General features: G+C 64.0%; 12 protein-coding genes. 8 read left to right on the plus strand and 4 right to left on the minus strand.

From position 1 onward, the window contains the following. Positions 1–90 precede the first annotated feature (90 nt). Positions 91–786 carry a gamma-glutamylcyclotransferase gene (locus ACVMIM_RS25305; protein WP_476115220.1) on the minus strand — a complete coding sequence of 232 codons (696 nt, stop codon included), beginning with the start codon at positions 784–786 and terminating at the stop codon, positions 91–93. A 104-nt stretch (positions 787–890) separates the two neighbouring features. Here ACVMIM_RS25305 and ACVMIM_RS25310 point away from each other — a divergent pair, with 104 nt between their 5' ends. Further along, positions 891–2,081 (plus strand): aromatic ring-hydroxylating oxygenase subunit alpha, encoded by a 1,191-nt coding sequence (locus ACVMIM_RS25310; protein WP_476115221.1) that lies wholly within the window; start codon positions 891–893, stop codon positions 2,079–2,081. Here ACVMIM_RS25310 and ACVMIM_RS25315 read toward each other — a convergent pair. Then, positions 2,050–3,252 carry an MFS transporter gene (locus ACVMIM_RS25315; RefSeq protein WP_476115223.1) on the minus strand — a complete coding sequence of 401 codons (1,203 nt, stop codon included), beginning with the start codon at positions 3,250–3,252 and terminating at the stop codon, positions 2,050–2,052. The two genes, ACVMIM_RS25310 and ACVMIM_RS25315, sit on opposite strands and share 32 nt — an antisense overlap. 230 nt (positions 3,253–3,482) lie before the next feature. On the opposite strand from ACVMIM_RS25315, the gene ACVMIM_RS25320 reads away from it, so the two are divergent. Together ACVMIM_RS25320 and ACVMIM_RS25325 are read left to right on the plus strand one after the other, a co-directional pair. Continuing rightward, positions 3,483–4,484 carry a heparan-alpha-glucosaminide N-acetyltransferase gene (locus ACVMIM_RS25320; RefSeq protein ID WP_476115224.1) on the plus strand — a complete coding sequence of 334 codons (1,002 nt, stop codon included), beginning with the start codon at positions 3,483–3,485 and terminating at the stop codon, positions 4,482–4,484. After that, the gene (locus ACVMIM_RS25325; RefSeq protein WP_476115226.1) at positions 4,481–4,960 is read left to right on the plus strand and encodes a methyltransferase family protein; all 480 of its coding nucleotides are present in this window, start codon (positions 4,481–4,483) and stop codon (positions 4,958–4,960) included. Before ACVMIM_RS25320 ends, ACVMIM_RS25325 begins: the two co-directional genes overlap by 4 nt. Positions 4,961–4,972: 12 nt before the next feature. Here the strand turns inward: ACVMIM_RS25325 and ACVMIM_RS25330 are convergent, their stop codons facing one another. Both ACVMIM_RS25330 and mgtE read right to left on the minus strand, forming a co-directional pair. Next, a complete protein-coding gene (locus ACVMIM_RS25330; protein ID WP_041003844.1) occupies positions 4,973–5,359 on the minus strand; it encodes a MerR family transcriptional regulator in 387 nt (128 codons plus the stop codon). Between the two features lie 141 nt (positions 5,360–5,500). Then, positions 5,501–6,919 carry a magnesium transporter gene (mgtE, locus tag ACVMIM_RS25335; protein ID WP_278048048.1) on the minus strand — a complete coding sequence of 473 codons (1,419 nt, stop codon included), beginning with the start codon at positions 6,917–6,919 and terminating at the stop codon, positions 5,501–5,503. A 358-nt stretch (positions 6,920–7,277) separates the two neighbouring features. Between mgtE and ACVMIM_RS25340 the strand changes: the two genes are divergently transcribed. The 5 genes from ACVMIM_RS25340 (at position 7,278) to sucD (ending at position 12,363) form a co-directional block, all read left to right on the plus strand. Continuing rightward, complete coding sequence (locus tag ACVMIM_RS25340) at positions 7,278–7,949, plus strand: LuxR C-terminal-related transcriptional regulator (RefSeq protein WP_476115227.1); 672 nt, start codon at positions 7,278–7,280, stop codon at positions 7,947–7,949. Positions 7,950–8,084: 135 nt separating this feature from the next. Continuing rightward, positions 8,085–9,275, plus strand: coding sequence for an aminotransferase class V-fold PLP-dependent enzyme (locus tag ACVMIM_RS25345; protein ID WP_476115228.1), 1,191 nt, complete (start codon positions 8,085–8,087; stop codon positions 9,273–9,275). A gap of 10 nt (positions 9,276–9,285) precedes the next feature. Further along, positions 9,286–10,242, plus strand: coding sequence for an HpcH/HpaI aldolase/citrate lyase family protein (locus tag ACVMIM_RS25350; RefSeq protein WP_476115230.1), 957 nt, complete (start codon positions 9,286–9,288; stop codon positions 10,240–10,242). A 20-nt stretch (positions 10,243–10,262) separates the two neighbouring features. Beyond that, complete coding sequence (locus tag ACVMIM_RS25355; RefSeq protein WP_476115232.1) at positions 10,263–11,450, plus strand: malate--CoA ligase subunit beta; 1,188 nt, start codon at positions 10,263–10,265, stop codon at positions 11,448–11,450. 13 nt (positions 11,451–11,463) lie between these two features. Then, positions 11,464–12,363 (plus strand): succinate--CoA ligase subunit alpha, encoded by a 900-nt coding sequence (sucD, locus tag ACVMIM_RS25360; RefSeq protein WP_041003834.1) that lies wholly within the window; start codon positions 11,464–11,466, stop codon positions 12,361–12,363. Positions 12,364–12,371 lie beyond the last annotated feature (8 nt).

The raw sequence follows: 12,371 nt of genomic DNA on the forward strand, positions 1-12,371 counted from the left end.
TCGCCATCAGGCCGACGGCTGGACTTTAGGCAGAAGCCCTCCTGCCGGCAAACCAAATTCCGCCACAGCGCGGCGCGATTGCGGCACGGCTCACGGCTGCTGCGAGCCGGCGATCCGGGCGGCGACCAGCTGCTGCAATCGCCACAGATGCGCGTCATGGATGCCGCGCTGCTCGAGATTCTTCACCGTGTTGTAGAGATAGTCGGCGCCCGAGCCCCAATGGCCGCAGGAGGTCGCGAGCCTTTCGACAACCTCCTCCTCGCTGAGCGGGCCGGCATAGGTGGTCCCGTTGCGATTGATGACGAAGGCCAGCGCCCGCAGCGGTCCCTTGTCGGTTGAGAGCTGCAACAGACGCGGCCTGTAGCTCGTCGGCTTCAATGTCACCTCGCGCCGGAAAAGCTTGTCCAGCGCCTGCCTGCGGTTCTTTTCGACCAGCCGGAAAGCGACCCCTTTGCACTGACCGCCGCGATCGAGCGCCATCATGAGGCCGGGTCGCTCCTTGGTGCCGCGCCAGCGCGTCATCTTCATGCAGAACGAGCGGTGCCAGCCGCGCGCAAGCGCTACGCGTTCCTCGGTGTGCTCGATCTCAGGCTTCCAGATGAGCGACCCATAGCCGAACAGCCAAAGCGGTTCCGTCGCCGGAAGCTCGGCCTCGAACGCATCGAGCATCGCCGCATAGTCGCTATCATCCAGATGCGCCGCATCGGGATCGGGCCCGCTATCCTCGACGACGCGAAAGCAGCGGGCGACCAGTTCCTCGGTGAGCGACATGGTTCTTGGCGGCATGCGTTTGACCTTAAGGTCCCCGCGCGGCCGCCACAATGCGCGGAGCCGGCAATTGACAACGCCTTGGCCCGGGTGTCGGCTGGTCGTCAGCCAAGGAGAAGCCGATGCAGCCCAATACGAGCGAACGCGATCCTTACAACGGCCTAACCAGCCTTCAGCCGACCTTGCCGTCGGCCGCCTATTGGGATGCCGATGCATACCGGCGCGATCTGGACGCCATCTGGTGCCGAAGCTGGCTGATGGTCTGCCGCGAGGCCGATATCGCCGAGCCCCTCGGCTTCCAAACGGTGCGCGTCGGCAGCCAGGAGATCGTCGTGCTGCGCGACGAGACCGGCGCCTTGCGCGCCTTCCACAACACCTGCCGGCATCGCGGTTCGCAGCTTTGCCAGGAAGGCGCCGGGCGGCTGAAGGCTAGGCTCCTGACCTGCCCCTATCATGCATGGTCCTATTCGCTGCGCGGCGATCTCGTGCGCGTGCCGTCGAAATCGCTGCCCGAGGGCTTCGACAAGGCCGATTATCTGCTCTACCGCGTGGCGCTCTCGCTCTGGCGCGGCTTCGTCTTCATCAACCTCGCCGAGGACCCAGACGGCTCGGCGGAAAGCTCGTTCGATCGCGCCTCCGGCGATCTTTCCAACTGGCCGTTGGAGAGCCTCGTCACCGGCCACCGGCTCACCAAAGTGATGAACTGCAACTGGAAGATTTTTTGGGAGAATTTCAATGAGTGCCTGCACTGCCCGGGCGTGCATAAGGATCTGTCGCGGCTGGTGCCGATCTATGGCCGCGGCCTGATGGCAAGGCATGACGATCCCGAATGGGCGCGCCACGCCGACAATGACGATCCGCAGTTCTCCGGCGGCCTGCGCGCCGGCGCCGAAACCTGGTCCAAGGACGGCCATGTCCACGGCCCGGCCTTCTCCGGTCTCACGGCTGCTGAACCCGCCGCCGGCCAGACCTATGCGACCTCGCTGCCCTCGATGTTCATCGTCGGTCATGTCGACTACATGCGAACCGTGCGGCTTGCCCCGCTCGGCCCCGAGCAGACCGAGCTCACCGCCGAATGGCTGTTCGCGCCGGACGCGTTGGGAAAGACCGACATCGACAACATCGTCGCCTTCGGCACGCAGGTGCTCGAGGAAGATGCCGCGATCTGCGAGGTCAACCAGAAGGGACTCCGTTCGATGCGCCATCAAGCCGGCGTGCTGATGCCGGAGGAATACGATTTGCACCGCTTCCACGATTGGGTGCGCGGCCGTCACGCAGCGTTCAAAACGCCTTCGGCAGATAGAGCCAGGTGACGAAGCCGCAAAAGGCAGCCAGGATGCCGAGCGTGACGAACACCGAGCCAAGGCCGAAGAAGGTGAGCACCACCGAATAGACGAGCGGCGGCGTCAGTTCGGAGAAATCGAGATAGGTGCGGTAGACCGCCGCCATTTGCGCCTTTTCATAAGCGCGCACCGAGCGCATGAAGGCGGTCGAGCCGAGCGCATCGAGGGCGATGGTGAAAAGCGCGCCGCAGAGCAGCAGCGCGCCGGTGAGCAGTGGCGCGGCCTCGCCGATGCCGCCTGCTGCAAACAGCATGGCCGACATGGCGAAATAAGCGAAAGTCATGACGCGCCTTCCACCGAAGCGCTTGCCGGCCCTGCCCCAGAAGATAGCCACGAACAGAAGCGCGTTGCCGGCCGAAACCAGCAGGCCGCCGGCGAGTTCGCCCTGGCCGGTGATCACCATGAACAGCGGGCCATAGACGAAGAACGTCGTCCAGAAGCAGGAGCGGCCGAAGGCGATCAGCCAGGCGAGCCTGAGCCTTGGCTGCTTCACGAAGCGGCCGATATTGGCGAGCGGATTGGCCGGGCGCGTCTTGCCGCCAGGCCGGATCAACTGGTTGTCGCTCAGCCGATAGAACCAGAACAGGCAAAGCAGCGCGAACGCAAAAACCACCACCGCGCCATGCGCGGCATAGATGCCGAAATGCGTGTAGAGGAAGATGCCGAGCGTCGGCCCGCCCGTCCAGGCAAACATCGACCACGCCATGCGCAGCGATTCCGCCTGCATGAAGTCGGTCTTGCGGATGTGATCCATGATGTAGAGGTTGAGCGTGATCGACAGCGCGCTCGCCCCCATGACGCGGCAGAGCATGCCGGCAATCTGGCCGGGCAGCGAGTGGGTGACGAAGAAGGCGGAGCCGATCGCCAGCAGCACGCAGCCGGCCGTGTAGACCCAGCGCCGCGCGAAACGGCGGATCAGCATCGGCATGAACAGCGTGACCGAAAGGCCCATCAGCGACACGATCGTGTAGAGGATCGAGACGATCCGCTCATTGTGCAGGATCTCGTAGGCCTGGATCGGGATCACGCTGGAGATCGTGGCTCGGGCAAAGGATTCCACCGCATAGAGCGAGGCGAAGGTACGCGCATCCGCCGGCCGCAGGGCCGGAAGCCAGATCGGATGGCGCACATGGGTGGACATCGGCCCTCCGAGACGTGAATCACGCGCCCGAATCTGGCCGGACCAGCCGCCGGCCGGTAGCAGGAAACCGACCCTGAGAGGCCGAAAAGCGAAGCCTGTCAAAGGCTTTCCGCGTCTGGCCTAAAGCGAAATTTCATGGCTGCCATGAAACGCATTGATGGCCGCCTGCTTCTGTCGTCGGCTTGAACCGTGATAGTCGTTCGGCAGGACTGAATCGGATTGCGAGATCAATGAGCTTTCAGACGACCGGCGAAACCGTTCAGGACACGCAAAAGCACGGCCGCATCCAAGCCATCGACATCCTGCGCGGCATCGCGCTGATTGCGATGGCGAGCTACCACTTCACCTGGGATCTCGAAAACTTCGGCTATACCGCGCCCGGCCTCACCGCTTTCGGTTGGTGGAAGTTTTACGCGCGCTGCATCGCCTCGACGTTCCTGTTCCTGGTCGGCGTCAGCCTCTTCCTCGCCCATGGCCGCCAGATCCGCTGGCCCGGCTTCTGGAAGCGCTTTGCCATGGTGGCCGTGGCGGCGGCGGCCATTTCGGCCGTCACTTATTTCGTCACGCCGGACGGTTTCATCTTTTTCGGCATCCTGCACGAGATCGCGCTGGCGAGCCTTCTCGGCCTCGCCTTTCTAAGGCTGCCCTGGCTGATGACGGCAATCGTTGCCGCGGCCGTCATTGCGGCCCCCTACTATCTTCGGTCGGAATTCTTCGATCATCCGGCGCTTTGGTGGGTCGGCCTTTCCGCCACCAACCCGCGTTCCAACGATTATGTGCCGCTCTTTCCCTGGTTCGGCGCCGTGCTTGCGGGCATGGCTGCGGTGAAGTTCGCTTCTGCCACAGGCCTTCTTGCCCGGCTGGGGCGATGGCTGCCCGGCCGCTGGTCGAAACCCCTGACTTTCATCGGCCGCCACAGCCTCGCCTTCTATCTCATCCACCAGCCGCTTCTGTTCGGTTCGGTGTGGCTTTTGTCGCAAGTCATGCCCGCCGCCCCGCAGGACAGGGAAGCCGGCTTCCTGCCGGCTTGCCAGGCACAGTGCGAACAGCAGCGGGACAGCAAGTTCTGTACGAGCTATTGTGGCTGCATGCTGGACACGCTGAAAGGCGAAGGATCTCTCGACAAGCTCTACGCCAACGACCAGTCCAGCGTCTGGAAATCGCATCTGGCCGACCTGGCGGAAACCTGCACCGCCGCGACGGAGGACCAGATGGAGGGAGGACAGCAATGACGGGCATCGCAAAGCGCAGACACGGGATCATTCCCTGGCCGCCGGTGATCTATGTCGTGGCGATAGCGGCGAGCGTCGTCCTCGGCATGCTCTACCCGCTGCCCTGGATCGGCGACATCTTCGGCGACCTCATGGTCGGCGTCGGCTGGGTGGCGCTGTTCGGCGTCGCCATGCTCTGGATCACGGCCATCCGCGTCATGATGCGGGCGAAAACGACATTCGATCCGAATGCCGAGCCCGATCATCTGGTGACATCGGGCCCCTTCGGCATCACCCGCAACCCTATGTATCTCGCCAATACGCTGCTATTGATCGGCGTCGCCTTCATCACCGGCATCGCCTGGTTCCTGCTCTTTGCCTTCCTCGCCGCCTTCGCCACGCAGAAGCTGGCGATCGAGAAGGAAGAAAAGATCCTGGCAGCGAAATTCGGCAAGAAATACCGCGACTATGCAAAAAGGGTCCGGCGCTGGATTTGAGGCCAGCGCGGCCTAGGTGTTGACGCCCAACTCAGCCAGCCGCTCCACGCAGGACTCCTCGGCCTGGTCGAGCTCGGCCAGCGTCTCCTCCAGGTCGCGCCGCTTCTGGCGCAGGTCCTCGCGCTTTTCCTCAATGCGCTTGATCATCAGCTTGAGCTGGCCGACCTCGCCGGGCGGTTCCTTGTACATCTGGATGATCTCGCGGATCTCGGCGATCGAGAAGCCGAGCCTTTTTCCCCGCATGATCTGGCGGATGAGATGCCGGTCGGATGGCCGAAACAGCCGCGTGCGGCCGCGCCTCACCGGCTGCACCAGCCCCTCATCCTCGTAAAAACGCAATGTCCGTGTCGACACGTCGAATTCACGCGTCAGCTCGGTGATCGTGTAATATTCCCGCATTCCTGCTCCCAAGCCCGGGCATCGCCGCTTGAGCGCCGCCCTTCCTCCAGATCAGACCCTTCACGCGCAGGAATCGGCGCGTGACCCCGCGGCAACCTGGCACGGCATTTACGTAAAAGTCAATTAGCGCCAGCGTGTTGATTAGGGCACTCTAAACCACCAGGTCGCCAGCCCGAGAAAGGCAAAGAAGCCGACGACATCGGTAACGGTGGTGACGAAGACCGCCGAAGCCACCGCCGGATCGATCTTTAAGCGGTCGAGCACCAGCGGGATGAGTATCCCGGCAAGCGCAGCCGCAAACATGTTGATGATCATCGCCGCGGCGATGATGCCGCCCAGATTGGGATCGCGGAACCAGAAACCGGCGACCGTCCCGATCAGCACCGCAAAGACAATGCCGTTGACGAAACCGACACCCAGCTCACGGCGGATGATGCGGGCAGCATTATAGATATCGAGGTCCCTGGTCGCCAGCGCGCGCACGGTGACGGTCATGGTCTGCGAGCCGGCATTGCCGCCCATGCCGGCGACGATCGGCATCAGCACCGCAAGTGCCACGATATGCTCGATCGTGCGGTCGAACAGGCCGATGACGGAAGCCGCAAGGAAAGCGGTCAACAGATTGACCAGCAGCCAAGGCACGCGCGAGCGCGAGGTGGCGAGCACCGTGTCGGACAGTTCTTCGTCGCCGACGCCGCCCATGCGCAGAAGATCCTCTTCCGCCTCTTCCTGGATGACGTCGACCACGTCGTCGATGGTGAGCACGCCGACCAGCCGCCCGTTCTCGTCGACCACGGCGGCGGAGAGCAGGTTGTACTGCTCGAACTCTCGGGCCGCTTCTTCCTGGTCCATCGTGGCCGGGATCGCATGCAGCGTCTCATGCATGACCTCCTCGACCTTGACCGCGCGCTTGGTGCGCAGGATCTGGTCGAGGTCGATGGCACCGACCAGCTTGAAGCTCGGGTCGATGACGAAGATCTGGCTGAAGCGCTCGGGCAGGTTCTTGTCCTCGCGCATGTAGTCGATCGTCTGGCCGATCGTCCAGAAGGGCGGCACGGCGACGAACTCGGTCTGCATGCGCCGGCCGGCCGTCTCTTCCGGATAGTCGAGGGCGCGCCTGAGCCTGATGCGCTCGGTGAAAGGCAGCTGCGACAGGATCTCGTCCTGGTCTTCCTTCTCGAGGTCCTCGAGGATGTAGACCGCGTCGTCCGAATCGAGCTCCTGCACCGCCTGCGCGATCTGCGCGTTGGGCAGGTTGTCGACGATGTCGAGGCGGATCGCCTCGTCGACCTCCGTCAGCGCGGAGAAGTCGAAATCGGAACCGAGCAATTCCACCAGCGCGCGGCGCTGTTCAGGGTGAAGCGCCTCCAGCACGTCGCCGAGTTCCGACTGGTGCAGGTCGTCGACTTCGCGCTTGAGGGTGATCGTATCGCGATCGGCGATCGCCGCGCCGATCTGGGCAAGGAAGGAGGCGCGCACCGCGCCGTCCTCGCCATAGATGTCGGCGTGGTGCTCCTCGGCGGGCGCGACGCCGGTCGTCTGTCTGTCCTGGCCTTCCACCAGCGCCTCCGCGACAAGGAATCCCGAAATGAGGTCTAGTGCATGATCCCGAAAAGGGGAAACCGCTTTTCGGGAAATCCAAACCCTGTGCGGGAGATAGCGCGGTAATTGGATCCGTCCTGCAAAGATGTCGCTTTGGCGTGCGGAATAGCCAGGGAAATGCGGCGGTTGTCGGCACCTCCCAACCGCCCGAGAGCGCGTGGGCTACCGCGCCGCAGATGCGACAATCGCTTCAGCCGGCGCGACAGCGCATGTCGCTGGGGAAAGAGCACCCCTTCCCTATTGAGGCAGAATTGTCATGATGCATGATCCAGCAAGATCAGCGCATCGCCAAACGCTCCGAGGACAAACGCTGCCCTTGAACATTAGGTCTGGAAAGACGAGCGAAGGAACTGCCGAGCGGCGCGTTCGCGTGGTCGTCGCCGAACGCAATCCCTTCGTCGTGTCGGCGTTGCGCGAGATGCTGGAATGCGACGGCCGCTTCGATTTGCTCGGGGTCGTGCACAGCGGCGCGCAATTCCTGGAACTGGCCGCCGCCACACAGTTCGATGTCGCCGTCGTCGGCTGGAAGCTCGCCGACATGGATGGCGCCGATGTTCTGACGGAAGTTCAGAGCCGCGAGCTTGGCGTGCGCATCACGATCTTTTCCAACGACCATGACATCGGCATCCTGAAGCAATGCGTGCGCCTGGGCGCTCAAGGGTACTGCTTCCAGTTCGACGATCCGCCGGTTATCTTCGAGACGATCCTGGCGGTGGCGCATGGGCGCATCTGCATTCCCTATATCGACATCAACAAGGTCAACGACACGCCTTTGTCCCGGCTCACCGTGCGCGAGCGCGAGTTGCTGGCGGTGCTTTCCGACGGCTGGACCAATTTGCAGATCGCAACGCGAACCGGGATTTCCGAAAACACGGTGAAGTATCACCTGAAGAATCTCTACGACAAGCTGGACGTACGCAACCGAGCCATGGCCGTCGCGCTCTATTCGAGCGAGAAACGCCGCACCGCCAAATCGCCTGTCGGGTAGGCTCCCCGGGTAGGCCGATCGGGTAGGACCATCCCACCCGCAAGGGCCAACAACTTACCCGGCAAGGTGTTGTTGCCGAGCCTCGCCGAGACGAAACTTCCTCCACAATCCCAATCGATCGGAGGAGTTTCGCGCATGGCTGGGTTCACGCATCTTTTCATCCCGGGGCCCACCAACATTCCCGAGCAGGTCCGGCAAGCCATGAACCTGCCGATGGAGGATATGCGCGCCGCCTCCTTCCCCGACCTGACCTTGCCACTGTTCGAAGACATCAAGCGGGTCTTCAAGAACGAGACCGGCCGCGTCTTCATCTATCCCTCCTCCGGCACCGGCGCCTGGGAAGCGGCGATGACCAATGTGCTCAGCCCCGGCGACAAGGTGCTGATGTCGCGCTTCGGCCAGTTCTCGCATCTGTGGGTCGACATGGCCGAGCGCCTCGGCTTCGAGGTCGACGTCATTGACTGCGAATGGGGCAGCGGCGTCCCGCTCGAAATCTATGCGGAGCGCCTGAAGGCCGACAAGGCGCACCTCATCAAGGCGGTGTTCTGTACCCAGAATGAAACCGCGACGGGCGTCACCAGCGACGTCGCCGGCTGCCGCGCCGCGCTCGATGCAGCGAACCACCCGGCGCTCCTCTTCGTCGACGGCGTGTCTTCGATCGGCTCGATCGACTTCCGCCAGGAGGAATGGGGCGTCGACTGCGCCGTCAGCGGCTCGCAGAAAGGCTTCATGCTGCCGGCCGGCCTCGGTTTCCTGTCGGTCAGCAAGAAGGCCCTGGCCGCCTCGCGGGTTTCGACACACCGGCGCTGCTTCTTCTCCTTCGAGGACATGATCCGCGCCAATGATGCCGGCTATTTCCCCTACACACCGGCGACGCAACTGCTGCGCGGGTTGCGCGCCTCGCTCGACCTGATCGAGGAGGAAGGGCTGGACAACATCTTCGCCCGCCACCATCGCCTTGCCGAAGGCGTGCGCAAGGCCGTCGACGCCTGGGGTCTGAAGCTCTGCGCCAAGGCGCCGAAATGGCATTCCGATACGGTCAGCGCCATCCTGGTGCCGGAAGGCATCGACAGCGGTGACGTCGTCAAGCGCGCCTATCAGGCCTACCGGACATCGCTCGGCGGCGGTCTCAACAAGGTGTTCGGCAAGGTCTTCCGCATCGGCCATCTCGGCTGGCTGAACGAGGTGATGGTGCTGGCCTCGCTGTCGGCGGCGGAAATGGCGCTGCTCGATTGCGGCGTGCGCCTGGCGGCCGGCTCGGGCGTGGCGGCGGCGATCGAGCATTTCCGCCGCACGGCCGACGTGCCAGTCGCCAAGGCGGCGTGAGGAGCGGACCGTGAGCCACACCATCAACCATCTGAAGAAACTGCGGCTCCAGCGCAGCGAGCTCGCCGTTCCGGGCTCCAGCCCGGAAATGATTGACAAGGCGGCCAACAGCGCCGCCGACTTCGTCTTCCTCGACATCGAGGATGCGGTGGCGCCGCCCGACAAGGAACGCGCCCGCAAGAACATCATCCAGGCACTAAACGACATCGACTGGCGCGCCAAGGGCAAGACCGTTTCGGTCCGCATCAACGGCCTCGACACCCATTACATGTACCGTGACGTCGTCGACGTCATGGAACAGGCCGGCGACCGGCTGGACACGATACTGGTGCCTAAGGTCGGCGTGCCGGCCGACCTCTACATGGTCGAGGCCATGGTCAACCAGATCGAGATGGCCAAGGGGTTCAAGACCCGCGTCGGTCTCGAAGCTCTGATCGAGACGGCGCTCGGCATGGCCAATGTCGAGGCGATCGCCGCCACGCCCGGTCGGCTGGAGGCGATGCATTTCGGCGTCGCCGACTATGCCGCCAGCAACAAGGCGCGCACCGTCAACATCGGCGGGCTCAATCCCGACTATCCCGGCGACCAGTGGCATTTCGCGCTGTCGCGCATGACGGTCGCCTGCCGCGCCTATGGCCTGCGTGCCATCGACGGACCGTTCGGCGATTTCTCCGACCCGGAAGGCTACAAGGCGGCCGCCAGGCGCGCCGCGGCGCTCGGCATCGAAGGCAAATGGGCGATCCACCCCTCGCAGATCGCCTTGGCCAACGAGGTGTTCTCGCCGCCGGAAAAGGAGGTCACGCGCGCCCGCCGCATCCTCGAGGTGCTGAAGGAGGCGGAGGCGCACGGCAAGGGCGCGGCGGCGCTCGACGGCAAGATGATCGACGCCGCGTCCGAGCGCATGGCCCGCAACGTGCTGGTGGTCAGCGAGGCGATCGAGCGCGCCAGCCAGACGCAGGCTCACTGAGAGTTTTCCGGGAGGACAAGATGGACATCCACGAATATCAGGCTAAGGAACTGCTTGCCCGCCACGGCGTGCATGTGCCGCGCGGCGGCCTTGCCTACAGCCCCGAGCAGGCGACCTACCGTGCCCGGGAGATCGGCGGCTCGAAATGGGTGCTGAAGGCGCAGGTCCATTCCGGCGCTCGCGGCAAGGCCGGCGGTATCAAGCTCTGCTCCAACGATGAGGAGATCTCCAACGCGGCCGAGGCGATGCTCGGCCGCAAGCTGGTGACCCAGCAGACCGGTCCACGCGGCAAGTTGATATCGCGCCTCTATCTCGAGGAAGCGGTCGACATCGCACAGGAGCTCTATCTCGGCTTCGTGCTCGACCGGAAGGAAGAGCGCGTCATGATCGTGGCGTCGGCCGCCGGCGGCATGGAGATTGAGGACATTTCCGAAAAGAAACCGGATTCGATTATCCGCGCGACTGTCGATCCCGGCGTCGGCATGCAGGGCTTCCAGGCGCGCGAGATCGCCTTCGGTCTCGGTCTTGAAAGCAACCTGATCGGCAAGGCGACCGAAACCCTCCTCGGCTGCTACCAGGTGTTCCGCGACTACGACGCCTCGATGCTGGAGATCAATCCGCTTGTGGTGACGCGCGACGGCAGTCTCGTCGCGCTCGACGCCAAGATGTCGTTCGATGAGAACGCGCTGTTCCGCCGGCCGGAGATTTCCGAGCTGCGCGACAAGAGCCAGGAAGATCCGCGCGAGACCTTCGCCAGCGACCGCGGCCTCTCCTATGTCGGGCTCGACGGCAATATCGGCTGCATCATCAACGGCGCCGGCCTCGCCATGGCGACGATGGACATGATCAAGATTGCCGGCGGCGAACCGGCCAACTTCCTCGATATCGGCGGCGGCGCCTCGCCCGAGCGGGTGGCGAAATCGTTCCGCGCCGTGCTCGGCGACAAGAATGTCGAGACCATCCTGGTCAATATTTTTGCCGGCATCAACCGCTGCGACTGGGTGGCCGAAGGCGTCATCAAGGCGATTCGCGAGGTCGGCGTCGACGTGCCGCTGGTGGTGCGCCTTTCCGGCACCAAGGTCGAGGAAGGCCGCAAGATCCTGGCCGATTCCGGGGAAAAGGTGATCGTCGCCGACACGCTGGCCGAAGCCGCCGAAAAAGCCGTCGCCGCCTGGCGCGAAGCCGCCAAAAACAAGAAAGCAGCCTGAGGGAGGTCGAGAAATGGCAATCCTGCTCAACCGCAGCACGCGCGTCATCGTGCAAGGGTTCACCGGCAAGATCGGCAGCTTCCATGCCGACGACATGAAGCGCTACGGCACCAAGCTGGTCGGCGGCGTCACCCCCGGCAAGGGCGGACAGACGCATCTTGGCCTGCCCGTCTTCAACACCGTCAAGGGCGCCGTGCGCGAGACCCGCGCCGAGGCGAGCATCGTCTTCGTGCCGCCGCCCTTCGCGGCCGATTCGATCATGGAAGCGGCGGATGCCGGCATAAAACTCTGCGTCTGCATCACCGACGGCATCCCCTCGCAAGATATGATGCAGGTCAAGCGCTACATGCGCCGTTACCGTTTCGAGGACCGCATGCGGCTGGTCGGCCCGAACTGCGCCGGCGTCATCACGCCCGGGCAGGCGCTGATGGGCATCATGCCGGGCAGCATCTATCTGCCTGGACGCGTCGGCATCGTCGGCCGCTCCGGTACGCTGGGCTACGAGGCCGCCTCGCAGATGAAGGCGCTGGGCATCGGCGTGTCGACCAGCGTCGGCATCGGCGGCGATCCGATCAACGGCTCGTCCTTCAAGGACATCCTGCAGCTCTTCGAGCGGGACGAGGATACCGACGCCGTGGTGATGATCGGCGAGATCGGCGGCCCGCAGGAAGCCGAAGCCGCGATCTGGGCGCGTGACAATATGCGTAAGCCGCTGATCGCCTACATCGCCGGACTTTCCGCCCCCAAGGGAAGGCGCATGGGCCACGCCGGCGCGATCATCTCCGCCTTCGGCGAGTCGGCGCAGGAGAAGGTCGAGATCCTGAAAGAGGCCGGCGTCATCATCGTGCCGACCCCCGCCTCCTTCGGCGAGGTGGTGGCCGACACGCTGGCGCGAACCAAGAAGGCAGCTTGACGGTCGAC

The organism is Mesorhizobium sp. USDA 4413, assembly GCF_056280365.1.

Coding starts and splice junctions, on each gene's coding strand:
- ACVMIM_RS25330 (WP_041003844.1), bottom strand. CDS start 5,359: ATGCGGGAATATTACACGATCACCGAGCTGACGCGTGAATTCGACGTG.
- sucD (WP_041003834.1), top strand. CDS start 11,464: ATGGCAATCCTGCTCAACCGCAGCACGCGCGTCATCGTGCAAGGGTTC.
- ACVMIM_RS25345 (WP_476115228.1), top strand. CDS start 8,085: ATGGCTGGGTTCACGCATCTTTTCATCCCGGGGCCCACCAACATTCCC.
- ACVMIM_RS25320 (WP_476115224.1), top strand. CDS start 3,483: ATGAGCTTTCAGACGACCGGCGAAACCGTTCAGGACACGCAAAAGCAC.
- ACVMIM_RS25310 (WP_476115221.1), top strand. CDS start 891: ATGCAGCCCAATACGAGCGAACGCGATCCTTACAACGGCCTAACCAGC.
- ACVMIM_RS25325 (WP_476115226.1), top strand. CDS start 4,481: ATGACGGGCATCGCAAAGCGCAGACACGGGATCATTCCCTGGCCGCCG.
- ACVMIM_RS25305 (WP_476115220.1), bottom strand. CDS start 786: ATGCCGCCAAGAACCATGTCGCTCACCGAGGAACTGGTCGCCCGCTGC.
- ACVMIM_RS25355 (WP_476115232.1), top strand. CDS start 10,263: ATGGACATCCACGAATATCAGGCTAAGGAACTGCTTGCCCGCCACGGC.
- ACVMIM_RS25315 (WP_476115223.1), bottom strand. CDS start 3,252: ATGTCCACCCATGTGCGCCATCCGATCTGGCTTCCGGCCCTGCGGCCG.